Source organism: Mesosutterella multiformis, assembly GCF_003402575.1.
GTDB lineage: Bacteria > Pseudomonadota > Gammaproteobacteria > Burkholderiales > Burkholderiaceae_F > Mesosutterella > Mesosutterella multiformis.
This window is the reverse complement of record NZ_BGZJ01000002.1, coordinates 644,623-670,991: the sequence shown is the minus strand read 5'-3', so window position 1 is coordinate 670,991 and position 26,369 is coordinate 644,623. Positions and strand designations below refer to the sequence as shown.

At 55.3% G+C, this 26,369-nt stretch carries 22 protein-coding genes, 3 pseudogenes and 1 riboswitch; of the genes and pseudogenes, 7 read left to right on the top strand and 18 right to left on the bottom strand.

What is annotated here, in order from left to right; genetic code table 11:
• Positions 1-107 precede the first annotated feature (107 nt).
• Positions 108-1,895, bottom strand: coding sequence for a flavocytochrome c (locus M4NBBH2_RS11495; RefSeq protein ID WP_116270644.1), 1,788 nt, complete (start codon positions 1,893-1,895; stop codon positions 108-110).
• A gap of 288 nt (positions 1,896-2,183) precedes the next feature.
• Between M4NBBH2_RS11495 and M4NBBH2_RS11490 the strand changes: the two genes are divergently transcribed.
• The 3 genes from M4NBBH2_RS11490 to M4NBBH2_RS11480 all read left to right on the top strand — a co-directional run bounded on the left by M4NBBH2_RS11490 (position 2,184) and on the right by M4NBBH2_RS11480 (position 5,241).
• Positions 2,184-2,642: a Panacea domain-containing protein gene (locus M4NBBH2_RS11490; RefSeq protein ID WP_160117807.1), complete on the top strand. Its 459-nt coding sequence runs from the start codon at positions 2,184-2,186 to the stop codon at positions 2,640-2,642.
• A gap of 75 nt (positions 2,643-2,717) precedes the next feature.
• A complete protein-coding gene (locus tag M4NBBH2_RS11485) occupies positions 2,718-3,938 on the top strand; it encodes an HNH endonuclease domain-containing protein (protein WP_116271083.1) in 1,221 nt (406 codons plus the stop codon).
• A gap of 133 nt (positions 3,939-4,071) precedes the next feature.
• Positions 4,072-5,241 carry an HNH endonuclease domain-containing protein gene (locus tag M4NBBH2_RS11480; protein ID WP_116270640.1) on the top strand — a complete coding sequence of 390 codons (1,170 nt, stop codon included), beginning with the start codon at positions 4,072-4,074 and terminating at the stop codon, positions 5,239-5,241.
• Between the two features lie 86 nt (positions 5,242-5,327).
• Here M4NBBH2_RS11480 and M4NBBH2_RS11475 read toward each other — a convergent pair whose 3' ends face one another.
• From M4NBBH2_RS11475 to M4NBBH2_RS11455, 5 genes are all read right to left on the bottom strand, one after another.
• A complete protein-coding gene (locus M4NBBH2_RS11475) occupies positions 5,328-5,957 on the bottom strand; it encodes a hypothetical protein (RefSeq protein WP_116271082.1) in 630 nt (209 codons plus the stop codon).
• A 15-nt stretch (positions 5,958-5,972) separates the two neighbouring features.
• Entirely contained in the window at positions 5,973-7,349 is a 1,377-nt protein-coding gene (locus tag M4NBBH2_RS11470; protein WP_238691422.1) for an IS1634 family transposase, read from the bottom strand.
• The gene (locus M4NBBH2_RS11465) at positions 7,321-8,568 is read right to left on the bottom strand and encodes an IS256 family transposase (protein ID WP_116269219.1); all 1,248 of its coding nucleotides are present in this window, start codon (positions 8,566-8,568) and stop codon (positions 7,321-7,323) included. Before M4NBBH2_RS11465 ends, M4NBBH2_RS11470 begins: the two co-directional genes overlap by 29 nt.
• A gap of 21 nt (positions 8,569-8,589) precedes the next feature.
• Positions 8,590-8,976: a hypothetical protein gene (locus M4NBBH2_RS11460; RefSeq protein WP_116271080.1), complete on the bottom strand. Its 387-nt coding sequence runs from the start codon at positions 8,974-8,976 to the stop codon at positions 8,590-8,592.
• Between the two features lie 167 nt (positions 8,977-9,143).
• Entirely contained in the window at positions 9,144-9,956 is an 813-nt protein-coding gene (locus tag M4NBBH2_RS11455) for a hypothetical protein (protein WP_116271079.1), read from the bottom strand.
• A 472-nt stretch (positions 9,957-10,428) separates the two neighbouring features.
• Here M4NBBH2_RS11455 and M4NBBH2_RS11450 point away from each other — a divergent pair, with 472 nt between their 5' ends.
• Positions 10,429-12,126: an IS1634 family transposase gene (locus M4NBBH2_RS11450; protein ID WP_116269441.1), complete on the top strand. Its 1,698-nt coding sequence runs from the start codon at positions 10,429-10,431 to the stop codon at positions 12,124-12,126.
• A gap of 364 nt (positions 12,127-12,490) precedes the next feature.
• Here the strand turns inward: M4NBBH2_RS11450 and M4NBBH2_RS11445 are convergent, their stop codons facing one another.
• The 5 genes and pseudogenes from M4NBBH2_RS11445 to M4NBBH2_RS12400 all read right to left on the bottom strand — a co-directional run.
• Positions 12,491-12,736 (bottom strand): AbrB/MazE/SpoVT family DNA-binding domain-containing protein, encoded by a 246-nt coding sequence (locus M4NBBH2_RS11445; protein ID WP_116271078.1) that lies wholly within the window; start codon positions 12,734-12,736, stop codon positions 12,491-12,493.
• Positions 12,737-13,057: 321 nt separating this feature from the next.
• A pseudogene (gene thiC / locus M4NBBH2_RS11440) lies at positions 13,058-14,848 on the bottom strand (phosphomethylpyrimidine synthase ThiC); the annotation flags it as partial.
• A 201-nt stretch (positions 14,849-15,049) separates the two neighbouring features.
• A riboswitch (TPP riboswitch) is annotated at positions 15,050-15,167 on the bottom strand.
• A 48-nt stretch (positions 15,168-15,215) separates the two neighbouring features.
• Positions 15,216-15,866 carry a DUF2238 domain-containing protein gene (locus M4NBBH2_RS11435; RefSeq protein WP_198290748.1) on the bottom strand — a complete coding sequence of 217 codons (651 nt, stop codon included), beginning with the start codon at positions 15,864-15,866 and terminating at the stop codon, positions 15,216-15,218.
• A 111-nt stretch (positions 15,867-15,977) separates the two neighbouring features.
• Positions 15,978-17,231, bottom strand: coding sequence for an MBL fold metallo-hydrolase (locus tag M4NBBH2_RS11430; protein ID WP_116271077.1), 1,254 nt, complete (start codon positions 17,229-17,231; stop codon positions 15,978-15,980).
• Between the two features lie 86 nt (positions 17,232-17,317).
• Positions 17,318-17,506: pseudogene (locus tag M4NBBH2_RS12400) on the bottom strand (transposase); the annotation flags it as partial.
• 58 nt (positions 17,507-17,564) lie between these two features.
• Here M4NBBH2_RS12400 and M4NBBH2_RS11425 point away from each other — a divergent pair.
• Positions 17,565-18,812, top strand: coding sequence for an IS256 family transposase (locus M4NBBH2_RS11425; protein WP_116269216.1), 1,248 nt, complete (start codon positions 17,565-17,567; stop codon positions 18,810-18,812).
• A 36-nt stretch (positions 18,813-18,848) separates the two neighbouring features.
• Here the strand turns inward: M4NBBH2_RS11425 and M4NBBH2_RS11420 are convergent.
• A pseudogene (locus tag M4NBBH2_RS11420) lies at positions 18,849-19,670 on the bottom strand (IS30 family transposase); the annotation flags it as partial.
• Positions 19,671-19,997: 327 nt separating this feature from the next.
• Here M4NBBH2_RS11420 and M4NBBH2_RS11415 point away from each other — a divergent pair.
• Positions 19,998-20,921 (top strand): LysR family transcriptional regulator, encoded by a 924-nt coding sequence (locus tag M4NBBH2_RS11415; protein WP_118262010.1) that lies wholly within the window; start codon positions 19,998-20,000, stop codon positions 20,919-20,921.
• 70 nt (positions 20,922-20,991) lie between these two features.
• Here the strand turns inward: M4NBBH2_RS11415 and M4NBBH2_RS11410 are convergent, their stop codons facing one another.
• Genes M4NBBH2_RS11410 through M4NBBH2_RS11390 form a run of 5 tightly spaced genes read right to left on the bottom strand, consistent with a single transcriptional unit; the run spans position 20,992 to position 24,838 of the window.
• Positions 20,992-21,756: an energy-coupling factor ABC transporter ATP-binding protein gene (locus M4NBBH2_RS11410; protein ID WP_116271074.1), complete on the bottom strand. Its 765-nt coding sequence runs from the start codon at positions 21,754-21,756 to the stop codon at positions 20,992-20,994.
• A 36-nt stretch (positions 21,757-21,792) separates the two neighbouring features.
• Positions 21,793-22,551: a cobalt ECF transporter T component CbiQ gene (cbiQ, locus tag M4NBBH2_RS11405; protein ID WP_116271073.1), complete on the bottom strand. Its 759-nt coding sequence runs from the start codon at positions 22,549-22,551 to the stop codon at positions 21,793-21,795.
• The gene (locus tag M4NBBH2_RS11400; RefSeq protein ID WP_116271072.1) at positions 22,548-23,312 is read right to left on the bottom strand and encodes a NikL family nickel/cobalt ECF transporter subunit; all 765 of its coding nucleotides are present in this window, start codon (positions 23,310-23,312) and stop codon (positions 22,548-22,550) included. Before M4NBBH2_RS11400 ends, cbiQ begins: the two co-directional genes overlap by 4 nt.
• Before the next feature lie 59 nt (positions 23,313-23,371).
• Positions 23,372-24,025: a cobalt transporter CbiM gene (gene cbiM / locus M4NBBH2_RS11395; protein ID WP_116271071.1), complete on the bottom strand. Its 654-nt coding sequence runs from the start codon at positions 24,023-24,025 to the stop codon at positions 23,372-23,374.
• Positions 24,026-24,064: 39 nt separating this feature from the next.
• Positions 24,065-24,838 carry a DUF4198 domain-containing protein gene (locus M4NBBH2_RS11390; protein ID WP_116271070.1) on the bottom strand — a complete coding sequence of 258 codons (774 nt, stop codon included), beginning with the start codon at positions 24,836-24,838 and terminating at the stop codon, positions 24,065-24,067.
• A gap of 381 nt (positions 24,839-25,219) precedes the next feature.
• Between M4NBBH2_RS11390 and M4NBBH2_RS11385 the strand changes: the two genes are divergently transcribed.
• Positions 25,220-25,855 (top strand): LysE family translocator, encoded by a 636-nt coding sequence (locus M4NBBH2_RS11385; protein ID WP_116271069.1) that lies wholly within the window; start codon positions 25,220-25,222, stop codon positions 25,853-25,855.
• Between the two features lie 78 nt (positions 25,856-25,933).
• Here the strand turns inward: M4NBBH2_RS11385 and M4NBBH2_RS11380 are convergent, their stop codons facing one another.
• On the bottom strand, positions 25,934-26,365 hold the full coding sequence (locus M4NBBH2_RS11380) for a hypothetical protein (protein WP_116271068.1): 432 nt from the start codon (positions 26,363-26,365) through the stop codon (positions 25,934-25,936).
• Positions 26,366-26,369 lie beyond the last annotated feature (4 nt).

Here is a 26,369-nt window from a genome sequence, read left to right as displayed (position 1 = left end):
TAAAGGACAGTGCCGGGGAGAGCGGCTGGAAACGGTGGTGTGAAGCTTGATCGAGCCGCTATCCCCTGCCGCCCGGAGTGACCTTCGGGCGGTCTTTCTCTTACCCGTTACTTCGCGGTCTTCCCGAGACTCAGGGCGTCCCAGGCGGCGCCTTCACCAGCGATGCGGCCGAAGACGAGGATATCTGCGTAGGCGTTGCCGCCGAGGCGGTTCGTGCCGTGCGTGACACCGGTCACTTCGCCCGCGGCATAGAGCCCCGGAATCACCTTGCCGTTCTTATCGAGCGCCTGGGACTTCGGATTGATGCGGATGCCGCCCATCGTGTGGTGAATCGACGGAACGGCCTTCACGACGTAGTACTTGCCCTGCGACATATCGACGAGGCCGCCGCGGTTATGGAAGTCCTTGTCGTTCCCCGGCCCCGTCATCGAATCCACGCGGTCAATCGTCGCCTTGAGGTTGGAGTAAGGGATCTTCGTGAATTCCGCGATGCACTTCAGGTCACCGCAGGTCTTCATCGTGCCGGTCTTCGTGAAGACGGAGTATTCGTCCGGGTGAGCCTCGACGGTCTTCGAAATATTCCCGATCTTGTCGTTCCAGAGAACCCAGCAGTAGGAGCCTGGCTGCGCGAGGATCGCGTGCGAGATCACGTCGCGGCGCCCGAGTTCTTCAACGAAACGCTGTCCCTTCTGGTTGATCAGAATGGCGCCGTCAAACCGGGCGTCGGCGATCAGCTCAATCGAGCCCGAGACCGGGTCGCAGATCGGGTAGGTCTGGATGTACTGCATGTTGACGAGTTCCGCCCCGGCGCGTTCCGCCATGTAGAGCGCTTCGCCCGTCGCGGACGGGGAGTCCGTGGACTTAAAGCGTTCATCGAGCGACGGGTCGTACTTCTTCACCATCGCGGCATTGTGACCGAAGCCGCCCGTCGCGAGCACCACGCCGCCCTTCGCGTCGAACTCGTAATTCTGCCCATTCATCGTCGCCTTCACGCCGACCACGCGGCCTGAGGCATCCTTGATAAGTTCCACGGCTTTCATATTGGTGATGACCGGGATCTTGAGTTCGTTCGCCTTCGCGTAGAGCTTCGTGATGAATTCGGTGCCGGTCTGGCCGTACGGGATCAGGGCGCGCTTACGGGTGTGGCCGCCGAACATGAAGAGGTTATCGGGTTCAAACCGGACGCCGATATAGTCGCGGGCCCACTTGGCGGCGGAAAGCGCGTTCCCCGTCATCGTGCGGATCACTTCAAGGTCGCCCTTCTTGTCGCCCCCGATATAGGTGTCCTGAGCGTGGCGTTCGGCGGAGTCATCAAGAATCCCGAGTTTCGGCTGGACCCAGTTCCGAGCGGCATTCATTTCAGCGCCGGAGATCAGGGAGTTGCCGCCGACTGTCGGCATCTTTTCCAGCATCACGACGCTCGCCCCGGTGTTCTTCGCCTCAATCGCGGCCGCGAACCCAGCGCCGCCGGCACCCACGACGACCACGTCATAGGTGCTCTTCGCCGGAATCATCGAGGCCGCTTTCTTAAGCGACTTCTGTCCGTCCTTCGTGAGCGTCACGCCCGCCTTCTTCGCCGCGTCCTTCACGGCCGCGAGAAAGCCTTTCGATGAGAACGTGGCGCCTGAGATGGCGTCGAGATCCGTGGAATTCGTTTTGACAACGTTGTCTTTAAGATCTGTAAAGACCTTCTCCGCGAGAACCGGGTTCTCGTTCTGAGAGAGGACCTTGATTGACTGGATCTTATTCGCGTCAAAGGTCACCTGAACCTTGATATCGCCGTCCTTCCCAACACCGGTGCCGGTCGTGGTTACGGTCGCGGCGGATGCCTGGAAAGCAAAGGCTCCGATCACGGCTGCCATCACGGCGGCAAAACGAATGGATTTGGTATTCATCACGCTGTTTCTCCCCTCAAACCTGTCAAATTGACTTGTCAATTTTTGATTGCAACGTCATTAAAAGACAGTTAACCGCCTAAGTCAATATCCTTATCTCTTTAGTGATATAGATAAATCGAAACAAAACGTGTTTGGGTCAATAAGGCGTGCTTTTTCCTGACAGAATGGGGGAAAGAGGGTTCTCTGGAATCCACGGGAAATCAGCGGTTTCCGTGAAGTGGATTCCGGTGACCCGGCTCAGAAACCATTACTGTGACGCGGATGAATCAAAGGGAGGATCCCGTGATGACAGCCTGTGAGAAAGCGATCCGGTATCTGCTCGCCAAAATGGATGAGGAGTCAGGAGACGTCATGACGCTTCCGGTGCTTCAGAAACTCCTCTATTACAGTCAGGGATTTTCTTTGACGATGACCGGAAAGCCGCTTTTCGAAGAGGATTTCGAAGTGTGGCAGATGGGACCCGTGATTCCGGCGCTTTTTGAGAAATATGGGAAAGAGCCAGGGTTCAGGATTCTGAACTCCTCGGAGACCGGAGACCCGGGACTCACGGCAGATGAGAAAGAGGGGCTCGATCAGGTGTACCTCGTCTACGGGCAGTTTTCTGGCTGGAAACTGCGGGACCTGGTTCTCGCGGATCCATTGATTGCCGGAGCTCCCATCCCGTCCGTGATTCCGAAAGCCGCGATGAGGGATGCGTTTCTCGCGAGGCTCGAGGTGAGCGGCGCGTACGAGGCGGATTTCTAGAGCGAGAGGAAAAGACCGCCAGACGCCCTAAAATAGGGACTTTCAGCATCCGGTATAAATCAAGGCAATCCATCTATGGCAGCAGATAACGCTTTTTCGTTTGCGAACATAGCGTCTCCAAAAGGACGCCAGCTCGAGCAGATGGTTGCTGATGTTTCCGCCAGCTATAAATATTATTGGCTGCTTTCTCTTGTCAAAATCGTTTCTGAGGGCAAAACCGGGTTTATTTCCAATCAGGAAATGGCTGCCCGCATGATCGCGGCCGCCTGGTACCCAGTCGTTTATTTCCGTCTGAAGTTTGGTTACTCAGATAAGTTAGAGGAAAAGATTCGGCTCGTTCAAAAAGAATGCGCCTTGTCGGATGACGCCTCTTATGAGGAAATCATTGAGGCAATTTTGCAAAGCAGGAATTCAGAGCTGAAAAGCAAACTCAGTAAGTTGACCCGCTATGTCCCTTCTCGGTTTATTGGATCCTTGTTTGATGATCAGCTCGCGATAAGCAAGCGGCAGTATGGCTCGTCTTTTGAAGGTCATAAAGATAATGATGTCAAGATTTTCAGCCAAGAGGCGGGTAATAAATCTCAGGCGCCCTATGTGATTGAGAAAGGCGGCATAACGCTGATGCCAGACTGGATACAGTTCTTTCTGGATTACAGCCAGATGATTACGGACAGCACGTATTTCAAGCTGACCCAGTTCGTTCAGCGGAGGAATCCTAACGTTCCGGCTGTTTCTGAAAAGCTGATAAGACCGACGGAGAGAAAGGAAACCGAGGAATTCAAAAGCGCAAGAAATTACTGGAAGCGGGCTATCAAGTCGAATGAACAGGTGTATGACATCTACACGAAGAACCCATTCACCGAAAATGCTTTAAATCGTCTGGGCGGATTGGCAATCGATCACTTTGTGCCCTGGAGATTTGTTCTTCACGACCGGCTTTGGAATCTTGTGCCAACCTTTGGCAGACCGAACAGCAGTAAAAGCGACAATTTACCTGACAGGGATTTTCTGGATGATTTTTGCAATATTCAGATCCTGGGGCTTAAAGCCAATATAGATTGGGAAAAGCCCGAGAATATTGAAAAAAACAAAAAAAAGAAAAAAGCGGATCCGATTATGGATGCTTACCGTGATCTGATGCCAAATGCGAAAAGTATCGCTGATCTCCTTAAACACGAGGCGCAGCTGCGGGAGAAGCTGCAGGACGCGGTTGGGGCTCTTCTCCTGCAGGCAAAAATTCAGGGCTTTTCGAAGTGGCAATCCGACTACATATCCGGGAACGATCTGCGTCTGTAGCCTGCTGATGGCGGGGAGATTCTTTCCGACTCCAGGGTGGTTGGTTCCATGAGAAAGCCCCATTCCTTTTCCTGCACCAGTACGCCCTAAAATAGGGCAATCCGCATCTGGAATTTATCAAGGCATTCCACGCATGGCATCAGATAACGTGTTTTCATTCGCGATCGCGACGGCGTCTCCGAAAGGGGGGACGCTTGAGCAGATGCTGGCCAATACGACGAACTGCTACAAGTACGTCTGGATGCTCGCGCTCCTCAGGATCGCGTCTGAAAACAAACGCGAATTCGTTTCCTTTAAAGAGATGACGGCCCGCATGGTGGCAGCCGCCTGGTACCCGGTGATCTATTTCCGTCTGAATCTCGGGTACTCAGATCAGCTCGCGGAACTGATCTATGCCGTGAGGGAAGAGTGCCATCTGCCGGATGATTCGTCGTACGACGATATCGTGGCCGCGGTTATGGGGATCCAGAATCCGGATGTGGAGAAAAAGATCCGGATGATGACGCGCTATGTTCCGCAGCGCTTTATCGCCGCGGTGTTCAATGACCAGTACGCGGAGTACCGGAAGGAATTCGGGAAGTCCTTTGAGTCGAAGAAGGATAACCTCACGCGCGACCTGAGCCAGAAAGCGATGAACGCCGGCCGGACGCCTTACGTGATCAGTAAGGATGGCATTCAGCTGACGCCTGAGTGGACGCGGTACTTTATCGAAAATAATCCGATCATCACGGAGTGCACGTACTTCAAGCTCACGCAGTTCCTGCAGCAGAAGAACCCGAGCGTCCCGGCGATTTCAGAGAAGCTCATTCAGCCGACCAGCCCGAACAGTCTTGATTTCTCCCGTGCGAAGGACTACTGGCGTTCAGCGATCGAGCGGGATGGCGATGTTTACGACATCTACACGCTCCGTCACTTCACGAAGGACGCGCTTGAGAGCCTGGGACCGATGTCGGTTGACCACTTTGTCCCCTGGAAATTCGTGCTGCATGACCAGATCTGGAATCTGGTACCTACGTTCAGGAGCCCAAACAGCAGCAAAAACGACAATCTTCCGGATACGGCGTACCTTGATGACTTCTGCTCAGTGCAGTTCATCGGGCTTACCGCGAACCGGGAGACTCAGCATTTCAGGAAAGTGATTGAGTCTTACCGCGACGTGATTCCGAACGCGGAGCAGTTCGTCGCGACGCTTGAAAACAAAGAAGCTTTCAGCGAGAAGCTTAAAAACGCGATTCTCCCGCTTCTGCTGCAGGCGAAGAATCAAGGGTTCACGGACTGGACGAATACGTACCGCGGCGTGTAGTTCCGCGTCGGATATGAAGGGAGATTGTCAGAGCCTGATGACTCTTCGGCGGGGAACCGTAGATAACGTCACCAGGCTCTGCCAGGTTACGAGGCTTGTTCGGGACCAGTCACCGGCTTGGCGATAGCACTCTTCTCTTTGATCCAATTGGTAACGATATTAGGGTCAGCAAGGAACTTGGCGAGCGGCCAATGCATGGAGCAGAACTCAAATTGAGGACATTTGCCACTTTGCTGCCAATCAGGTTGAAGAGGGGGCCTGTCAGCTTCTTTAACCATTTTCCAGTCGCTTTCCTGCAGGCAACGGTACAGATTGACTTCAACCACTGCCTCCTTGCCAGACATTTCCAAAGGATCGGGCTTGGTATTCTTACCTGCACGCAAGTCTGAGTCACTGCGGAAATCGTAGTCGATATAGTTGCGGAAAATCAGCGCTTTATCGCCTTTTACTGCCTTGCTGTATGTCTTGTCCCGGTAGGCATGAGTCGAAGCAAACAGCGGCAGATAGCACCATGCCGAAGTGCCGGATGGGGGATATGTATCGCGGGGAGGGGTGTAAGTTTCGGTGGGCTCCCAGAACCAGAACTCGGAGTACAGCGTCTGATAGGCGATCGTATCGAATAGCGGGAGGATACGCATGTAGAAAGCGGCCGCGAGTCTGTGGGCCTGCTGCAGCTGGGTAACCAGCTTGGTGGTTTGCTGAAGATCGTATTTCATACCTGAATTCCCGATTTACTTATACATAGCGGGATTCAGGAGGCAGTTTTCCAGTCCGAGTCGCTCAAAAACGAGTCTGTGGCGACCTAAAATTTCCCCGAGCCAAACTTTTCCTATTGATGAGCTATAGAAACGGATCTGCCCCACATCTTCCAGCAGCTCCATGAGAGAATATTCGTCAAGCAGAGGTGCATAGGATTTCTTCCCTATTTTCACTTCAACACTCATGGCTTTGATGAGCCAGGAAACAATTGTGGCAGCGATGAAGGCTAACAAGAGACGTCCATTAACAGAAACGTCGGAGTGTCCCCTTGTAGTTGTAAAACCAACATCAGTCTTGATAACCCCAAAGCATTTCTCGATGCAGTCGCGCGTTCTGTAGATCTCCAGGATTTCTTTCGACTCAAGTTTTCGATCGCTGATCATTGAAAAGAATCCCATGTATCTGACCTTTTCATTGACAGCATCATTGTTTCTGATCAGAGGCTTTTTACCGGGTTCACTATCAGGTGTTTCATAGAATCTCAAAAGTTTGGAATCAGGGCTGGCTAACCCGTTAATCCAGTCTTCTTCAAAGGTTACCAAATCAGATAAAAATTTATCCTGCTCATTATTTGCAACTGCAAGACTGTAATAGATGTACACCCAAACACTACATGATTTTGGGTCCTCTTTCGTGCCTGGTATTGTGACCTGGGTTTGAACAGCGGTCAGGTTGTGACCGCGAACGTTGTTCGTCATATCCCAGAAAGCGGGAAGATTATCTTCGATGGCGTCCCTGATGAAGGAGTGATCAGTTTTGGCAGCCATGATGAAGTGATGCTTGTTCTTGCAGAGCAGCCGAAGATTCTCACGGCTGCAATAGCCCCGATCAAAAATTGAGATAATTTTTTTACTGACTCCGATGTTTTCCCATCGAGTCAGAAGGTCATGCATAGTGACTATATCTGGCACGTTTCCGGCGAATCGCCTGAACATCAGGGGAACACCAGAATTATGACCGTAGAGGAGCGCCAAACCAATCTGGTTTTCGTAGCCTCCGCGTTTACTAATTCCTTTTCGTACATCTGTCAGAGATCGGCTTTCAGACGCGATTCGTGTGCTGTCGAATGATAAATATTCTGTTTCAGGAAGACGCTTGGCCCGAAGAGCAAAGAGCCGATTTAATGAAGCTGTATCTGAGCCAATATCCTGCGATAACTCACTTAGTCTTTGAGACTCGATATTGTCTGGAAGACCGGCTGGCAAGGCGTTAGTATCAGAAAAAATCTTGAATCTATGCTGTGAAGTAGTGTTTTTGATGATTTGATATGCCGCCAGGCTTACGAGGGTGTGTAATTTTTTGTGGGCGGCTCGTTCAAGGTTAATCGATGTAGGGGGTGATTCGGTCACCAAATAGCACAACCAATTCTCTCATAGCGGCACTCCAGTATGGAGAAGGCCGCACCCATCTTTTCTCTACTTTCCGGATTGCCAGAAAGAGAAGTTTCAAAGCAGCCGTTTCAGTAGGGAAAGCAGCTCGGGTCTTAATTACTTTTCTTAGATCCCGATTAAGGCTCTCTATGGCATTGGTTGTATAAATAAGTCTGCGGATATTTGGGGAAAAATCAAAGAAGGGGATCACCTTATCCCAGGAATCGATCCACTGTTTGGCGATGTAAGGGTATCTGAGCCCCAGTTCCGACTGTGCAAAAGCGTCCAGTTCCTTCCGCGCATCAGCCGCGTTTACGGCCCGGTAAATGGGCTTCAGCGCGCCGGCTACGGCCTTGTAATCCTTATATCCGACGAATTTCAGACTGTTCCTGATCAGGTGAACAATGCAGGTCTGCAGCAGAGTGTTGGGAAAGGCAGCTTCAAGCGCCTCCTTCATTCCCTTGAGTCCGTCTGTGACAGCAATCAGAATATCAGACACCCCCCTGTTTTTGAGTTCAGTGAAGACCTTAAGCCAATATTTTGCGCTTTCGTTATCAGCGACCCACATCCCCAAAACTTCCTTGCGGCCCTGGGCGTTTACGCCCAAGGCAAGATGGACCGCTTTCGGGGTAACAATGCCATTATCACCTCGGATTTTGACTCGAATAGCGTCAAAGAAAACAGTTGTATAAAACGGATCCAGAGGACGGTTCTGCCATTTTTCAACCTCAGGAAGGATGGCGTCCGTAACATCGCTGATAAATTCGGCACTGGTCTCCATACCGTATTCATCATAGAGAAAGCCTTGAATTTCCCGGGTTGAGAGCCCTCTGGCGTACAAGGCCAGAACCTTGTCCTCAAACCCCGCCAGCTGGCGTTTATGCTTAGGAACGACCCTCGGCTCAAACTCTCCCTTGCGGTCTCTGGGTACGTCAATACGGATATTTCCAAGGCTGGACGATTTGAGGGTTTTCGAACTATGCCCGTTACGCTCATTTTCGGTGACACGTTTACCGCCTCTTTCGTAACCGAGATGATTGGTCATTTCACCGTCAAGCATTTGAGTCAGCAGCCGACCGAGCATATGGGCCATAAGATTTTCCGCATCCTCTGCGGTATTAATCTCAAGCCCGGATTTCTTGGCGTTTTCTAAAATCTGTCCTGCAACACTATCCAAGGGGTCTGTCTTTCGTTTCATTTGAGGCTCCTCCAAGAGCAATTATCTCAGAGTCACCCACAAAATTTTCCTCACCCTCAGGCTTACCATCATGGCGGCCTTCCCCTCACCATAAACTTTCTTCAAATCATCAGTTAAACCCGAGGTTTCTGCTGCTTGAGTAAGGAGTGCGGTTGTTCCGAACGTTTTGTCATGATCAAATTTCTGACGCTTATCAGTGGTCTTTTTGACACGGGTCAGCTTCAGCTCTGCCGCATAAGCTGCGTTCGGAACAAATTTTCCATCAACAAGCTTGCCAATATATCGCCTTTTTTGTTGGCCCCGCTTTTTTTCTTTATCCCACCAATACTTATGGATTGCAACGTACTCTGTGTCTTTGATTCGGACAATACGCGCATCTTCGGGAAGGATCGGATTGTGATCAGTCATATCGCAAGGGCTGCAAAAGAGATTATATATGTCTATATTATACGTATGTTTTACCTATAAATCAACCCTTTTTTTAAATTTTCTATTTGGAAAATCAATAGACTTTTGTTAAAAAATACAGCTAACAGAGCGGGAATTTAGGTTCATAGCGGCATCCTTAGCCAAAGTCAGTGATTCAAAAAGGAGAAATCGTGGGGAGAGAGGCGCAGTGGCCCGGCATAGTCGACCAGGGCGGCCCAGTCAGCAGTGTGTTCAGTCGGTGAGGTCAGGATGGGAAACGACTTCACCCCGCAACCCAAGTTCACCTCGTTTGCAGAGTAGGCAAACAAGAGCTTCCACTCGGGTATTACTGGTGCCATACCAAAGAGCTCAAATGCCCGCATCCACTCTTCACGAATGGCGCGATCCTGTCGGCAGGAGTCAAACTCGGGGGCGGTTTGCAGAAAGTAGCGGAGCGATCCCCATTCACGCAGCGTCATTCGGCGAAAACGTTGGGGCAGCTCCTCGCGAGTCAGCGGGGCGGTAGGAGTATGGGCGAGCGCCACGTAGTAAAGCCGGTCTGCATATTTGTCAAAACTGTTATCGCCGACCACCGCTTTGGTCTGGCGCTGCCACTGATCCTGATACTGATAGCCCCCGAATGAGGGCTTGACCTCGATAACCACCAATGAGTTTTCAAAGCGAAGCATCACATCGGGCTCAACATGTTCAGACTCCCGCTCAGGGTCAGCATGTTCAGGCTTCAATTCCAGGTATGGCCACAGCTCCAGCTTGTCAAAGGTGGAAGGATCTATCGGATTGTCGTCACCGAGCAGAAAGCGCAGAACCGCGCCCAAGGCATCGTCCGAAAGGTGAGGCACGCGGCCAAAAAAGACGGCAGTCAGCAGATCCTCGCGCCGTTTGAACGCGTCACGCCAGCTGATAGATTCCCCGTCCTGTTCGATACGGCCAGCCTTGCCATGCAGAATCGCCTGCAGCATCGCAGCTCCTTGTGAAGTTGATGTCTCCCGTGAACCTGTTTCAGGATTTCAGGATGAACTCTGGAATTCTGAAGAACAGCCATTGCCGCCTGCTTCTGGGCTTCCGTACGTTCACGAATGAAAATCAAGTATGTAAAAAGAGTACGTAAAAAGTGTACTCGCCCGTCATTTATGAATCAAGTGAAATCGGTTCAAAGGGCGGGTCAATTTCTGTCCGCGGCTGAAACGGTAAGGGAAAGCGGGTCTACGGTCTGAAAGTTTCGGACAGCAGAAAACCGCCTCATGACGCATAGTCATGCGGAGAGTGGCATTGGCTCAAAGGAGTCTCAGACGAACCTGAAAGTTCTACAACAGGCACACGTTCGGTTGATTTCGGCTGAGTAGACCGCAGAAAGGGGATGTTTTCTGCGTTTTTTTCTTGACCCATTTAGTGTTACTATATATAATATAGATAACATTATTGGAGCCAGCCATGTCCCGCACCTATACCGGAAAAATCCATGTCGGCCAGCGCCGCGTAACCCGCGCCAATGGGGATGTCTACGTCTACGAGCGCCACACGCAGTACGACCGGGAGACGCAGAAGACCGTCACGTTGAAAAACAAGCTTTTGGGCAAACTAGACCCTGAGACAGGCGAAATTGTTCCGACAAGGCCTAAAAGCAGGTCTAAGAAGGAGGCTTCCGCCTCCATCGAGCACGCCTGCCTGGCTGACATCCTGGACCTTGTCGCAAGGGAAACCGGGATCGACAAGGGGCTTGAAAGCGCCTTCGGGACGGCCGCGGCTCAGAAGATCGCCACCATCGCCCGTTACCTGATCGCCACGGACGGCGCGGCGATCCCCCGCATGGAGGCCTGGCAGGTCGGCCACCCGACGCCCTACGAGGAAGGCCTGGGCGAAAGCGCCTGCAGCGAGCTCTTCGACAAGGTCGGCAAGGATGGCGACGGGCAGCAGAAGTTCTTTGCCTCCCGGGCGGCAAGGCTCGAGACGTCCCCGAGCATCGCCTTCGACTCGACCACGGTTTCGACCTACAGCTCGGGGCAGGCCGAGGCCCGCCAGGGATTCAACAAGGACGGCGACGGGCTGGACACCGTCAAGCTGCTCACGCTCTACTCGGTGAATGACCGCCAGCCCGTCGCCTTCGCGAAGCAGCCGGGGAACGTGCCGGACGTCATCTCCATCCAGAACGCCATCCGCCAGCTCCAGTGCTTCGACATCGACAAGCCCGTCGTAGTTACGGACAACGGCTTCTACAGCCAGGCGAACATGGCGGAGTTCGCACGGAACAGCATGAAGTTCCTGACGCTCGCCTCGCCCTCCACCCTCTGGATTCGGGAGATCGTCGACGAGCTGCGCGACAGGCTCGACTCGGTGTCCTCCGTCTGCTCGTTCGACACTTCGGTCCATTGCGCCTCGAAAATGGTCATGAAGGAGCTGTCCGTCGTCAGGCAGAGGAGCCGCGGCGGCATTGCCGCCGGCGAGGCGGAGACCTTCAGCCGCAGGCTCTATGTCCATGTCTGCTATTCCAGGGACCGCGCCACAAAGGACGAGCAGAGGCTGGTGAACGACCTGTTCGAGCTCAAGAGGCTCGTCGAGGCTGGCGAGCAGCTCTCCCCCGCGGGCGAAAAGAAGGCGGAGAAGTTCCTCCACTGTTCGACCGTGGGCCGCGGCGGGAAGCTGAAGGTGGCCTTCAGAGACGAGGCCTTCCGCGAGGCCAGGAAGTATTTCGGTTTCTTCGCGCTTGTCTCCAATGAGGTCAAGGACGCCGAGGAGGCGCTGAAGTCCTACAGGCTGAGGGAGAAGATTGAGGAGCTCTTCAATGTCCAAAAGAATGGCATGGACGGGAGCCGCCCACGCGTCTGGCACCCTGACAGCCTTCAGGGCAGGCTCTTCGTGCAGTTTGTCGCGCTCGGCTACCACTGCTACCTCACCAAGCGGATTGGCGAGATCAAGGAGCGGCTCGGCACGGAAAAGGATGGGAAGACGAAGACCGAGCTCGATCTGGAAGTCAGTCTCAAGAAATGGCTTGAGGCCAGGTCCCTGATTCAAGTCCTCGAGTGGTTTGACTGCGTGAAGACGACCTCCGTGATGACGCCGCGGGGAATGAGGCGCTGGAGCACCGAGTCCGTGAAGCGCGACCAACTGTTCCTGAAGCTGCTCGGCATTTGATGAGCCAGAGCCACGAAGGCTTTCGTGGCTCTATTGCAGAACTTTTGGGAGACGAAAGCTCACAATCGAAGCTCTGTCTTTTTGTTGATTCAGACGGGAGGCATCCGGAATCGCGCGCATGGATTCAGGGGGCCGCGGGTCTATCTTGAAACGCGCTTATCAGATTGAAGAAACCTGATGTTGCGGTAATGGAGTGAAGCGTAAATCTTTGAAGGAAGTAACGAGGGAACTCTTAAGTTTTGTGCCGTTCCCTCTACGCCATGAAGATCGCTTCAAGGCTGAGGCACATTCGGAAATCGATCGTTTTACTGTGACACTTCATTTTGGCTGCTCCTATTCGCGAAAGTCTCTTTTCGATCCGGTCTTAGATGCAGACACCGGAGAGGAGGCTCAGAACGTCGATACCCTGGCGGGTCTTGCGGGGAGCGGCGGCCTGTTCGTGGGGCTGGGAGGCGAAGGTGCTCTTCGTCTGGGTTTCCGCCTTGGTGAGGGTGACGGAGCCGTCAGCCGCGATGCGGAACTCAACCTGGTTGCCGCTCGCGAGATTCAGGAAATCGCGGATTTCCTTCGGAATAGTGACCTGACCCTTGATAGTAAGACGATTTGCCATTTTATTTCTTCCCTTTCGATTTACACGTATAAAAAAAGACAGAGCCGCAATTTTGTTTGCGGCTCTGTCTAAGTTGAATCTCTGTTCTGCGGAACTTATCTTTCTAACGGGTGTGCAGAACGAGACGCCTTAGCTCTGGAGAGCCGCGTCAGTCGCATGCACATGCTGTCAACGATGAACAGCTGGTTAGACATTTGGAAAAGTTCCTGTAACAAGTAAAAACGTATAAGTAACCTTACCCGAGCGATTTTGAAAAGTCAAAATTTTGATTTCGGATAAGGTTTTTGTCGTAGAGACTCTAAGGAAAAGCGCCCATTATTCGGCCGCTTTGCCGGTCATTCCTTCCTTCTTCGCCCATTCACGGACTTCTTCGCTGATCCGCATGGAGCAGAATTTCGGGCCGCACATCGAGCAGAAGTGCGCTTTCTTCATGCTGTCCTTCGGAAGCGTTTCGTCATGCATCGCATGCGCGGTCTCGGGGTCGAAGCCGATGTTGAACTGGTCTTCCCAGCGGAACTCGAATCGCGCCTTGCTCATCGCGTTGTCGCGGATCTGAGCGCCGGGGAGCCCCTTCGCGAGGTCAGAGGCGTGAGCGGCGATCTTATAGGCGATGATGCCGGCCTTCACGTCGTCACGGTCCGGAAGACCGAGGTGCTCCTTCGGCGTCACGTAGCAAAGCATCGCGGTGCCGCGCCAGCCGATCATCGCGGCGCCGATCGCGCTCGTGATGTGGTCGTAGCCCGGGGCGCAGTCCGTGACGAGCGGTCCAAGGGTGTAGAACGGGGCGCTGTCGCAGGCTTCGATCTCTTCCTCGACGTTTTCCATCACGCGCTGCATCGGGACGTGGCCGGGGCCTTCAATGATCACCTGCACGGCCTTCGCGCGGGCTTTCTTCGCGAGTTCGCCGAGCGTCCGGAGTTCGGCGATCTGCGCCTCGTCACACGCGTCGTAGATGGAGCCCGGGCGGAGACCGTCTCCAAGGCTCACCGCGACGTCATACTTCGCGAGGATGTCGCAGATCTCGTCAAAGTGCGAGTAGAGGAAGTTTTCCGCGTGATGCGTGATGCACCAGCCGGCCATGATCGAGCCGCCGCGGGAAACGATGCCGGTGAGGCGGTCCACCGTCAGCGGAATATGGCTGAAGCGGAGACCCGCGTGGATCGTGAAGTAGTCAACGCCCTGCTCCGCCTGCTCGATCAGCGTATCGCGGTAAACCTCCCAGGAGAGCTTTGAGGCGTCGCCCTTCACCTTTTCGAGTGTCTGATAGAGCGGCACGGTGCCGATCGGCACCGGGGAATTGCGGATGATCCACTCGCGCGTCTCATGAATGTTCTTCCCGGTCGAGAGATCCATCACGGTGTCCGCGCCCCACTTGATCGACCAGAGGAGCTTCTCCACTTCTTCCGAAATCCCGGAGCTCACGGCGGAGTTACCGATATTCGCGTTGATCTTCGTGAGGAAGTTGCGGCCGATTACCATCGGTTCCGATTCCGGGTGATTGATGTTCGCGGGAAGCACGGCGCGGCCCTCGGCGATCTCCTTCCGGACAAATTCCCCGGTCACGGTTTCCGGCATCTGCATTTCAAACGGGGTCCCCGCGTGCTGCGCGAGGAGAATCCGGCGGGAGCGGGGCGAGACCGCGTCAAGGCTCTTCACGTAAGCCGCGCGGTTCTGATTCTCGCGGATCGCGGCGAATTCCATTTCAGGGGTCACGATCCCGGCTCGGGCGTAGTCGAGCTGCGTGATTTTTTTCCCGGGTTTCGCGGCGAGCACCGGACGGGTGCGGTGGAAGCGGTAGGAGAGCGTTGAGTGGTCTTCCTCACGCTCGACGCCGTACTGGCTCGTGAGACCGGGGAGCACCTCGGTGTCCGCTCGTTCCTCGATCCACTTCTCGCGAAGCGCCGGGAGGCCCTTCGTGATATCGACCTTTTTCGCGGGGTCACCGAAGTCACCCGCCGTATCGTAGACAAAGATCGGGGGATTCTTTTCGGTTTTCCCTTCGGGGAGGCTGGAATCCTCGAGCGTGATTTCCCGCATCGGGACCTGGATATCGGGGCGCGACCCCTCAACATAGATGCGGCGGCTCGCGGGCAGGGGATCAAGCCCCGCCATCAGGCTCTCATCCGGCCGCGTGTCGCGGGTGTCTTCTGTAATTTCAATCTTCCGGCTATCCATAGCTCCTAGTCCTCTTTATAGGCGGCGAGAAAGACGGAGGGAATAACAGCCGGTATGCAGGGTGGGGTCTTGAGACGTCTCTCAAAAAGAACGCCTTCCGGGAGTTCTCTTAATTCCGGAAAGCGTCCCGGCTCCCGCACCGCTGCATATTCGTTTCCCTCCGACGGTATCAGCCGCATCAGGTTCCACGGGTGTTTCTCAATCAGGAACGCGTTTTCGTGACAGACCGCGTGTCCTGATACCCCGAACGTGCGCACCATTCTAAACGGGGTTGGGATCCGAGAGGAGGGGATGAAAAGAAGTTTTACTCGTTTCGGCGCGAGACGAGCCGCCTGATCGAGCGGTCGTGAATTCCCGTTAAGAAGAGCATCGAGAAGACCGCACCCACAAGACACCACGCCATATCTTTCTGCGTGTCCCAGGGGTCGCCCTGCGTGCCGAGAAACGCGTCCGCTTCCTCGTGAATGATTTCGGCGGTTGCCCACTCAAAAATTTCGTAGAGCGCGGCGATCGACAGACACACCGTAATCGAGAAAAACGCGGCCCAGGCTTTGGAGCGGGCGGCGCGCGTCCGGAGGATGATTTCCCGCGCGATGATCGCGGGGAACGCCCCTTGAGCGAAATGACCGACCTTGTCGTAATTGTTGCGCGCGAAGTGAAGCGGCCCCTCAAGCCACGTGAAGAGCGGGACTTCGGCATACGTGTACTTCGCGCCGATAAAGAGGATCACGCAGTGGATCGCGATCAGCGCGTAGCAGAAGCGTGAGAAGCGGAATTTCCCCCAGGTGAGGGCGAGGAGCGCGAAGCCGATCAGCCCCGGCGTACATTCGAGCCACCACGTGAGACGGTCATGCGGATTGATGCCGGACCAGACGAGCACCGCGAGCCAGATGGCGAGCAGCACCGCGTGGAACGTCGAAAACCGTTCCCCCATTCCTTTTTCGTACCAATCCATAAGCCGGACTCCTTTTTCCGTCGAATCGTATCACGGGAAAGGCGCGCCGGCACGGGGAATCGGCGGGAAATGTGCGCTGGAACCCCCGCTCACCGGGGGCTTTGCGGAACTTTACGAGGAGGCGCTCTTCGGAACGTCGCGCCACCAGGCCGGGAACTCGATCGTGAGATCCCCGATCGGGACCACGTCCCCCACCTTCGGCGTGAGGAGCTTCCAGTCCGCGAGGTGAGACGCCATCCGGATCCGCTCCAGCGGATCGTACCAGGCGTGGCGCGCGAGCGCGTAGCGGCAGTTGTGGATCGGGATCACGGATTTCGCGCCGACTTCGGTCGCGGCTTTGACGGAGCCTTCAGGTGCCATATGGATTTCCGCCCAGTCCGCGTTGTACTGACCGTCCTCGATAAAGGCGAGATCGAAGCCACCCGAATCGCGGAAGAGGTCGCCGATTTCCTTGAAGTGCGGGCCGTTGCCGCCGTCACCCGAGAGGTACAGGCGCTTGCCGCCCGCCTCAATCACGTAAGACCCCCAGAGTGTCTGATCGCGCTTCAGCGTGCGGCCTGAGAAGTGACGGGACGGGAAGAAGTAGATCGCGCGGGCCTGAAGCGCGCCGGATTTCCATTCAGCGGGCTGCAGGCGCTTTTCCGGTTTATGGAACGGGTGCACCACCTCAGGCTTCGGTTCCGTGAACCGCGCGGCGTCGTACCAGTCGAAAACGAGGATCTTATCCGGGTTAATGCCCCAGGCGAGGAGATGCGAATTCACGCCAAGCGGCACCGCGTAGCGCTTCACCTTGTGGTCGAGCGCCTTGATCGTCTCGCAGTCGAGGTGATCCCAGTGGTCGTGCGTGAGGATCAGAAGGTCGATTGGAGGCGTGGTCTTCGCGGTAAAGGGATAGCCGCCCCGGAACTCAAAGCTTTTATTGATAAACGACACCGGCGACGCGTACGCCGAATACACCGGATCCACGAGGAACCGGAGACCGGCGAGCTGGAAATAGAGCCCCGAGTGCCCGAGCCACACCGCGATATCGCGGCTGGGATCGAGAGCTGAGAGATCGGTGTGCGTGCAGGGGAGAGGCGCCGCGGGTTTCAGATCCGGCGTGGAATTCGTGAGAAACTTCCACCAGGCTTCCACAAAGCCGTCCTTTCCGACCATGACGGACGTGGGCTGCTGGTTACGGAATTCCCCGTCAATCCAGTTGGGGGACGTATGGATACTCTCCGCGAGCTTCCCCTCGGGGATCTCGCCAAAGCGGTTCACGAAGGAGCAGCCGGGCGTCATCACGACGGCTCCCGCGATCGCGCCGCCGAAGAGCGCCCGACGCGTGCATTTCGCGACGGGACTCTGTTTAAACGGTTCATGCATAGCGGCTGAAAAAGGATTCAATGATGGATTTCCGCTTATGCTACTGCAGGCACCGTTCCCCGCTGATCTTTAAACGTGGTGAATTATCAAATCAAGTGCAAAGTTACTGAATAAAAGACTTCAGCCGGACACTTCCAATTGAGACGTTTTCTGGGTCTGAAATTCAGAGCATTGAACCGTTTCTGAACTTCTGCCTGAGAAATTTTATCGATACTCATTCCTTTTGGGAAAAAGTCTCTAAGAAGTCCGTTTGTATTTTCATTACTTCCTTTCTCGAGGGTGAGGAAAATTTTGTGGGTGACTCTGAGATAATTGCTCTTGGAGGAGCCTCAAATGAAACGAAAGACAGACCCCTTGGATAGTGTTGCAGGACAGATTTTAGAAAACGCCAAGAAATCCGGGCTTGAGATTAATACCGCAGAGGATGCGGAAAATCTTATGGCCCATATGCTCGGTCGGCTGCTGACTCAAATGCTTGACGGTGAAATGACCAATCATCTCGGTTACGAAAGAGGCGGTAAACGTGTCACCGAAAATGAGCGTAACGGGCATAGTTCGAAAACCCTCAAATCGTCCAGCCTTGGAAATATCCGTATTGACGTACCCAGAGACCGCAAGGGAGAGTTTGAGCCGAGGGTCGTTCCTAAGCATAAACGCCAGCTGGCGGGGTTTGAGGACAAGGTTCTGGCCTTGTACGCCAGAGGGCTCTCAACCCGGGAAATTCAAGGCTTTCTCTATGATGAATACGGTATGGAGACCAGTGCCGAATTTATCAGCGATGTTACGGACGCCATCCTTCCTGAGGTTGAAAAATGGCAGAACCGTCCTCTGGATCCGTTTTATACAACTGTTTTCTTTGACTCTATTCGAGTCAAAATCCGAGGTGATAATGGCATTGTTACCCCGAAAGCGGTCCATCTTGCCTTGGGCGTAAACGCCCAGGGCCGCAAGGAAGTTTTGGGGATGTGGGTCGCTGATAACGAAAGCGCAAAATATTGGCTTAAGGTCTTCACTGAACTCAAAAACAGGGGGGTGTCTGATATTCTGATTGCTGTCACAGACGGACTCAAGGGAATGAAGGAGGCGCTTGAAGCTGCCTTTCCCAACACTCTGCTGCAGACCTGCATTGTTCACCTGATCAGGAACAGTCTGAAATTCGTCGGATATAAGGATTACAAGGCCGTAGCCGGCGCGCTGAAGCCCATTTACCGGGCCGTAAACGCGGCTGATGCGCGGAAGGAACTGGACGCTTTTGCACAGTCGGAACTGGGGCTCAGATACCCTTACATCGCCAAACAGTGGATCGATTCCTGGGATAAGGTGATCCCCTTCTTTGATTTTTCCCCAAATATCCGCAGACTTATTTATACAACCAATGCCATAGAGAGCCTTAATCGGGATCTAAGAAAAGTAATTAAGACCCGAGCTGCTTTCCCTACTGAAACGGCTGCTTTGAAACTTCTCTTTCTGGCAATCCGGAAAGTAGAGAAAAGATGGGTGCGGCCTTCTCCATACTGGAGTGCCGCTATGAGAGAATTGGTTGTGCTATTTGGTGACCGAATCACCCCCTACATCGATTAACCTTGAACGAGCCGCCCACAAAAAATTACACACCCTCCCTTTCTCCCATGGATGATGAGGCAAGCAGAAATACACTTTGGTTCTGAGATCTTTCTCCAGTTTTTCAGCCCAGGAAAATTCTTTTCCGCGATCTACGGTAATCGTACGCAGATCCTTATCTGACAGAGATTTCTCAATTACGGCAGACACATCGGCCGCAGTCTTGGAAGCGGTTTTCCCGCCACAGAGAAAGCCGGACTTCCTATCGACCAGAGTCGTGAGGCAGGCTCCGCCCTTTTTTCCGATGACGGTATCGCCTTCCCAATCCCCCAGGCGAGATCTGTTCTGAGCTTCCAGGGGTCGCTCTTCAATGCTGTGAGTGATCTGGATCTTTCCTCGCCTCTCGGTCATGCCTTTACGGTGACGCGTTTTACCGTGGTGTCGCAGGTGTCGGGACATCTTTCGGCCATCCACAAAGCGATCCAGAAAGCCAGAATTGATTCCTCGGTAGATTGTCGTGGCGCTGATCCTTAGATTCGGCAGCTCCTTTCTGAGACGGTATTGAATCTGCTCCGGAGACCAGAATTTCTTAACCAGCAGATTTGAGACAATCCTTGTCAGCAACGAGTCAGACTTCAGAATGTTTCTCTTTCCGCAATGCTTTCTCTGTCTCTGATATCGGGCCTGCGCGGCACAGGGATCATAGGCAGCTGAAGCCCCATCCTGGGCCGATACAGCCTTGTTTCGCTTCAGTTCGCGGGAGATCGTAGAAACATTTTTCCCAATCGCACATGCAATTTCAGACAGGGATTTGCCTGAAATCGTTAAAGCCGAAATAAATACTCTGTCCCGAAGAGTAAGATGATGATAGTGGCTCATGAGCTCCCTCTATAGTTATCTTGACAATCTCTATTATGGAAGCTTTATGGGCCACTATTCTTTTCTCAGGCTTTGCACTTGAAGTGATAATTCGCCGTTAAAAAAACGTGAAAAAGTGCGACAGGCGTGAGCCGGGAACCCCGGACGGCAGGATCAGAAAGTTCCGGGCAAGAAAAATCCGGCAGAAAACTGACCCTGCCGGAGAAAAATGATTCCGTTCTATTCTGGTAGAACAGAGATAAATACTACATAAATCACCCTATATAATCTAATATTATTTCTGACTGTTAAAATAAACATAAAAGTTAATTCTATGGAGAAAGCCCCGTGCGCCGAGCTCTGATGCATATTGAAGCGATTCTGGAAAGCGGTTCGATCCGAAGCGCGTCGAGGCGGCTCTTCGTGTCGCAGCCCTCGCTTTCGCAGTACGTGAAGCGGCTCGAGGACACACTCGGCTGCCCGATTTTTGACCGCTCGAAGTCGCCCTGGACACTCACTGAGGAAGGGAAGTATTTCGTTGAGACGGAACGCCGGATCGACGCGATTGAGGAAGAGCGGAAGCACTATTACGAGGACCGGCGGGATGTGAAATCCGGGGAAGTCGTGATCGGGTCGACGCAGAACCGGACAGTCGCGGTGCTGACTCACATCCTCCCCGCGTTCAGGCGTGAGGCCCCGGGGGTCCGGATCCAGATCCGGGAATTCACGTCGGGGCAATTGGCGGAAGCGGTGACCAACGGCGAAGTGGACTGCGCGTTTCTCGCGAGTACGCTGAAGAGCCCCGGTCTCACCGGGTTCAAGGTGGAGCGGGAAAAGATTCTGCTTGCGGTCCCCGAGGGGCACAGGCTCGCGAAACGCGCGAAAAAGGGCGACCCCTTCGAGCCCCCGTTCCCGGAAGTGAGCTTCAAGGAATTGGAGGGTGAGCCCTTCATCATTCTGAATAAAGAGCAGGTGATGCGGCTTTACTTCGATCAGCTGGTGCAGGAGACCGGTGTCCATCCGAACCCCGTTGTGGAAACGGAGACCGTCGCGGCCGTCAGTTCCTTTGTGCGAGAGGGGGTGGGGCTTTCCTTCATTCCGGACGCGGTGGTCCGGAATCAGAAACCGACGGGTGTCGTGTTCTTCACGATCGCCGGGAAATCTCCCGAGCTTGACTTCTCCGTCTTCTGGCGCGAGGACCGGTATCTCTCGAAAGCCGCGCAGGCCTTTATCGACTGCGTGCGGAGGACGATCACGCCGATCGAGGACTGACAGGATCGTTCCAGAAACAAGAAAGGCGCTTCAGATGAAGCGCCTTTCGTTTATCCGATGAGCTCCAAACTCACTCTTCGTGATTATGGTGCTCAAAGCCGCCCGGATGCGTGTGGCGGTGGATATGGGTTTCCGGTTTCCCGCAGGCGACGACCTGACCGCCCTCTGGTTTCGACTCAATCGTCGCGAAGGTGTCCGAGACCTCCATGAGGAAGTCCCAGTCATGCGACACCACGATCCGGGGGAGGTTAATGAGTTTGAGGACGTGGATCAGCTGCTCACGCGCTTTTTCATCCAAACCGGTGGTCGGTTCATCGAGGAGCAGCGCGCGCGGCTTCATCGCGAGCACGGTCGCGATCGAGACGAGCTTCTTTTCGCCGCCTGAAAGCCGGTCGCTTGACCGGTGCGCGAAAGCGGAGAGCCCGAGGGTTTCCAGCGTCTCCTCGGCGTCTTTCAGAGCCTCTGCCTGGCTGCGGCCGAGATTCAGCGGGCCGAACGACACATCCTCAATCACCTCGGGGAAGAAAAGCTGATCCTCGGCGTTCTGAAGCACGTAGCCGACTGCGCAGCGAAGGCTCCGGAATTCCGCTTCCGTTTTCACCGGGGTTCCCTCGAAACACACGTCACCAGCTTGAGGCGTGAGGAGCCCCGTGATGAGCTTGAGGAGCGTCGTCTTTCCGCAGCCATTCGGTCCATAGAGGCCGATTTTTTCGGAGTCCGTGAGTGAAAAGTTGAGATCCCGGAAAACCGGCTTCCCCCGGCCGGCGTTTCCCATGGCGTCCGGCCACGAAAACGCGAGATTCCGAAGTTCAAAAATAGGGGCAGAGGCAGTCATTTAATCAGCAGTCCAAGGGATCAGCGGCTCTTTGTTTCAGAACGGCCGCAGAATCATAAGTGACGCGAGAATCGCGATTTCAAGCACGGCAAACGATATTAATGCAAGGTTCTGCCGCGCGTCTGACGTACCGGCCCATTCGAGGCACCGGAGGTTCACGCCGTCAAACCCCCGGAGCCGCATCGCCTCCCCCGTCCGCTCCGCCCGGTCAAAGGCTCGGACGAAAAGCTGCCCCATGAGGGTCGCGTAGACGCGATACGTGAAAAGCGTTGTTTTCGGGGCGAAGCCGCGGAGCCGCGCGGCGTCCCGGAGCCGCTTATATTCCTGCGAGAACGACTCGATATAGCGCCCCGTGAAGAGGAGAAGCATCACGAGTTTCGGGGGGAGGCCGAGTTTCTGCAGCGCCATCGCGGATTCAGAAAGCGTGAGCCCGGCGGTAAGCGAAAAAAGCGACGCGATGATCGCGTTGCATTTAAGCGTCACGAGGAGCGAGAGGCGCACACCGGCGTCTGTCGCCGTAAGCGGCCCGATCGACCACACCGGCGTTCCCGGCGTCGTGAACGGCGTAAAGACCCAGAGGAAGAGAATGAAGGCGTTCGCGGCGAGGAGCCGCTTCTTCAATTCTTTCGCGTTCGGGCGGAAAAGCGCGATGAGAACGAGAGACAGCAAAACCGCCGCGATCGCGGCCGGAATGCCGGTCGCGAAGGCGACGGAGAAAGAGATGAGCGCGGCCGCGAGGAACCGGGTTTTCGGATCCGTGTGGCGGACAGAGGAAGCGGGGCCGTCGGTGGTCATGCGGCGTTGTCCTTTTTATTGCCTTCCGCTTCGCCCTTTTCCTTGCCCTTCTTGTAGCCGAGCGCCGCGGCACCCGCGATACCGAAGATCCAGCCAAGCCCCCCGATCACGTCTTTCGCGGAGGGGTTCGGGTTCGAGAGCTCAGCGATCTTCTGACGCAGCGGCGCGACCTTCTCTTCCACCGCGGACTGGGCGATCAGCGTGATTTCGTCCTTTGTGAGACCGGGTTCCACGGGGACCGTGGCGTTTTCGACCTGCTGAGCGGTCGGCTTGGCGGCCGGAGCGGCAGCCTTCACCGGAGCTTTCGCTTCCGCTTTCACCGGGGCCTTCGTGGCCGCGGGCTTCGCTTCAGCTTTGGGTTCTGATTTCACCGCGGGCTTCGCCGCGGGTTCGGGTTTCGGAGCCGGGGCGGCGGTCACCGTCTTCGGGAGATCCGACGGAGTCATTTCCCAGGTGGCGGCGTGGCCTTCACCCGCGGCGACCGCGACCGTGACGCCCTTTTCCGAGCGGTAGCCCGCGGGGAGTGTGAAGCGCCAGGTACCGGTGTCAGACGTTTTCCCGGATGCGAGCACCTTTCCGGTCGCCGTATCGGTGACGGTGAGTTTTCCGCCCTTCACCGGGGTCGAGTCACTGAATTTCGACTCCACCTGGACGGCGTTTCCTTCACTCCACGCGAAAAGATTCACGCGGTGCGCCGCGGCCGAGAACGACAGGGTAAGAAGAGCGGCAAGCGCGGCGGTGTGCTTCAGAATCGGTTTCACAGCAAAGGACCTTTGTAGAAAATAACTAAATCTAAATAAATTCGTTATTCCGCTATGCGCTACTCGGCGGGCGGAATCATCCCGGCGAGCTTGAGGCGCGTGGTTTCAGGGAGCAGCGCCGGGCGGACACGGGCGATAAAGGACACCGCGACCGCGGTCACGATTCCCTCAATCAGCATCACGGGGAGGTGAGCGGCAAGCAGCATCACGGCGGACGCCTTAAATCCTTCGTCCGTAAACGCGAGCGCGAGCGCGGTGAGGACCGCGGCGATCGCGACACCGCAGGCACCGGAGACGAACCCCGAGACCGCCGCCGCTTTCTTCGCGCCAAGCGGCTTAAGGACGGAGAGGAGCCCGCCGAAGATATACCAACTCAGCACCGCCCCGAGCCCCATCGTCGCGGTGTTGACCCCAAGCACCGTGAGACCGCCGAAACCGTAGAGGATCGCCTGCAGGAGCAGCCCCACAAAGATCACCGGGACCGCGCTCCAGCCAAGCAGCACCCCGAGAAGCCCGTTCAGCAATAAGTGCACCGAACTCGGTCCCACCGGGATGTGGATCAGGGAAGCGACAAAGAACGCCGCGCCGAGAATCGCCGCCATCATCACCTGCCGGGGATCGAGTTTCTTAAGACCGTAAGCCACGGCACCGGCTGCCACGACGGCACCCGTAATGAGGACAGGGGCGGAAAGTACGCCTTCAGCGATATGCATTTCTTCGAGCTTCCCTAATCGGAAAAGGTTTTACGCGCGTTACTTCGCGAGCTGGGACGGAACCCTCGTGAAGTGAGTCCAGAGCACAGCGCCCCGCTCCACGTCCTTCATCTTGCCGTCCTTTGCCATCTTCGGGGCGTCACCCAGCGCGGCGAATCCCCACCAGCCGGCAAACGGGGCGGTGAAAGCGAATTCACCGTTCGCGCCGGTCACGGCCTGAAGTGTAATCAGATAATCGTTCGGGAGCTTCGCTTTTGAGCCGTTCCAGAACTCGATCTCGATCGGCGTCCCTTCAGGAGCGGGCTTCCCGTCAAAGAGAACACGGCCCCGGAACTCGGCTCCGGCCCAGTTCGCGAAGGGGCGGGTGAGCGGCACGATTTCAGCCGGGAGCCCGAGCGGCTTCTCCCAGCCCTCTTCGTCCCCCATCGCGCCCACCACGACCTTCGTGTAGTGGACGATGAACTTATCTTCCGCGGGTTCCCAGTAGGGCTTCGGCGTGAAGGCGAACGAGTACGTCCCTGGGCGCGTCACCGTGAAGGTGGACTTCCACGCCTCGTGCTTCAGGACCTGGGTTTCTTTAAGCGTATTCAGAAGCGACGTCTTCTTCCCGTTCTGCCACACGTCAAACGCTTCCGGCTTCGCGAGATTCATGCCGTTCTGTTCCACCGGGTGGCAGAACGCGAGCGTGAGTTCGAGCGGCGTCTTCGGGCGGTTCACGAGCTCTGATCCCGGCATCAGCACACCGAAATGCGCGTAGGCGGGAAGAGCGGTGAGGGCAATGGCGGCAGCTGTGGCAAGAGCGCGGAGTCGCATGACGGGAGGTCTCCTTAAGTGACGGAATGGGAGGGAAAGAAAACGGAATTTCCGGACGGGAGCCCGGAGCGATCACCAGAAGAAGAGCTTAAAACGCGGAGGCCGCCCGCCGGAACACCGTCGTTATAGCACCGTTTTCATACGATTTCCAGAAAAGTATTCACTTCCGTGAGCGCCGCTTAACCGTATCTGTTTAAAAAACTCCGGGTACGTTTCCTTATAAAAGGGGAATTCGGTGTCAGAAAAGATTTTTGCGCAATAAATTGATATTTTCTGCGAATGAAACGCTATTTCTGACTTTTTTGGCGCATAGAATCTCAATTATCGGAAGGATCGTCAGGGTCCGGACTGTCTTTTTTATTCTTTTGAGATTCCCACTTTATGTTTGGCATTGAAAATTACGCCGGGTTCCTCGCGGCTGGAGTGCTCCTCAATATGCTCCCGGGGGTGGATTCCGTCTATGTCTTGACGCGAAGCGCCGCGGAAGGGAAGCGGGTCGGGGTCGCGTCGGTGTTTGGGATCTCGACAGGCGTCCTCTTTCATACGACGCTCGTCGCGCTCGGGCTTTCCGCCGTGCTTGCCGCGAGCCCGAAGGCGTTTTTCGCCGTGAAGCTCGCCGGAGCGGCGTACCTCCTCTGGCTCGGGATCAAGACATTCCGGGAGAAGGGGAGTTTCATTCCGACGGAAAGCGCGGAACCGAAAAAGACCGGGCTCTGGGGCGCGTACCTGCAGGGGTTCCTCACGAACGCCCTGAACCCGAAAGTGGCGCTCTTTTTCCTTGCCTTCATGCCGGCCTTTGTGTCCCCCACGAACACCTACGGGCCGCTTCCGTTCCTGCTCCTCGGGCTCACGTTCTTCGTGACGGGGACGCTCTGGTGCCTTGTGCTCGTCGCGGCCGGGGCCGCGTTAAAGAAACTCTTGGAGCGCAGCGCCACCGCCGCCCGCCGCACGAAAAACGCGTCAGCCGCGATTTACTGCCTTCTCGGGCTTAACGTCCTCTTCGCCCGGGCGGGGTGAAGGGTATTTCCGTCAGCCGCAAAAAGAGAGAGTCCGGTGTGTAAACGGACTCTCTTTTTTTGACCGTGTGACGGGGTTTCATCGGAGTGCTTTCCGAAGTTCCGCGAGACCGCGGTCCGAAATAAAGGCGGCGGACCGGGTTTCGTGCCTCGCCCGGCTCCGGATCCGGAAGAACGCCACGGCGTCGCCGTTTGGAAGCACCCGATTGATCGCGTAGGCGGCGGCGAGCGCCATGTCTTCATTTTGCTTCACCGTGCCCCAGAGCCGGATCGGGATGAGGGTGCCAAGCGTCAATTCCTCATCGTCCTTAAACCCAAAGAGCCGCCGGGTAAAGGCGATGAATTCAGGGGACAGCGCTTCAAAATACGTGTCCCCAAGGACCAGCAGCCGATGCCGGCAGCCGTCCTTCGCCTCCGCCCCGCAGAACGGGCAGTGGAGCTTGATCAGTTCATACGCCTCTTCATCGAACTTTGTCGGAATCAGGCGCGGATAGTCTTTCAGGTCTTCCATCTCA

Excerpts from the sequence above, each read along its gene's own strand:
- M4NBBH2_RS11495 (WP_116270644.1), bottom strand. The coding sequence starts at position 1,895 with ATGAATACCAAATCCATTCGTTTTGCCGCCGTGATGGCAGCCGTGATC.
- M4NBBH2_RS11490 (WP_160117807.1), top strand. The coding sequence starts at position 2,184 with ATGACAGCCTGTGAGAAAGCGATCCGGTATCTGCTCGCCAAAATGGAT.
- M4NBBH2_RS11485 (WP_116271083.1), top strand. The coding sequence starts at position 2,718 with ATGGCAGCAGATAACGCTTTTTCGTTTGCGAACATAGCGTCTCCAAAA.
- M4NBBH2_RS11480 (WP_116270640.1), top strand. The coding sequence starts at position 4,072 with ATGGCATCAGATAACGTGTTTTCATTCGCGATCGCGACGGCGTCTCCG.
- M4NBBH2_RS11475 (WP_116271082.1), bottom strand. The coding sequence starts at position 5,957 with ATGAAATACGATCTTCAGCAAACCACCAAGCTGGTTACCCAGCTGCAG.
- M4NBBH2_RS11465 (WP_116269219.1), bottom strand. The coding sequence starts at position 8,568 with ATGAAACGAAAGACAGACCCCTTGGATAGTGTTGCAGGACAGATTTTA.
- M4NBBH2_RS11460 (WP_116271080.1), bottom strand. The coding sequence starts at position 8,976 with ATGACTGATCACAATCCGATCCTTCCCGAAGATGCGCGTATTGTCCGA.
- M4NBBH2_RS11455 (WP_116271079.1), bottom strand. The coding sequence starts at position 9,956 with ATGCTGCAGGCGATTCTGCATGGCAAGGCTGGCCGTATCGAACAGGAC.
- M4NBBH2_RS11450 (WP_116269441.1), top strand. The coding sequence starts at position 10,429 with ATGTCCCGCACCTATACCGGAAAAATCCATGTCGGCCAGCGCCGCGTA.
- M4NBBH2_RS11445 (WP_116271078.1), bottom strand. The coding sequence starts at position 12,736 with ATGGCAAATCGTCTTACTATCAAGGGTCAGGTCACTATTCCGAAGGAA.
- M4NBBH2_RS11435 (WP_198290748.1), bottom strand. The coding sequence starts at position 15,866 with ATGGATTGGTACGAAAAAGGAATGGGGGAACGGTTTTCGACGTTCCAC.
- M4NBBH2_RS11430 (WP_116271077.1), bottom strand. The coding sequence starts at position 17,231 with ATGCATGAACCGTTTAAACAGAGTCCCGTCGCGAAATGCACGCGTCGG.
- M4NBBH2_RS11425 (WP_116269216.1), top strand. The coding sequence starts at position 17,565 with ATGAAACGAAAGACAGACCCCTTGGATAGTGTTGCAGGACAGATTTTA.
- M4NBBH2_RS11410 (WP_116271074.1), bottom strand. The coding sequence starts at position 21,756 with ATGACTGCCTCTGCCCCTATTTTTGAACTTCGGAATCTCGCGTTTTCG.
- cbiQ (WP_116271073.1), bottom strand. The coding sequence starts at position 22,551 with ATGACCACCGACGGCCCCGCTTCCTCTGTCCGCCACACGGATCCGAAA.
- cbiM (WP_116271071.1), bottom strand. The coding sequence starts at position 24,025 with ATGCATATCGCTGAAGGCGTACTTTCCGCCCCTGTCCTCATTACGGGT.
- M4NBBH2_RS11390 (WP_116271070.1), bottom strand. The coding sequence starts at position 24,838 with ATGCGACTCCGCGCTCTTGCCACAGCTGCCGCCATTGCCCTCACCGCT.
- M4NBBH2_RS11385 (WP_116271069.1), top strand. The coding sequence starts at position 25,220 with ATGTTTGGCATTGAAAATTACGCCGGGTTCCTCGCGGCTGGAGTGCTC.
- M4NBBH2_RS11380 (WP_116271068.1), bottom strand. The coding sequence starts at position 26,365 with ATGGAAGACCTGAAAGACTATCCGCGCCTGATTCCGACAAAGTTCGAT.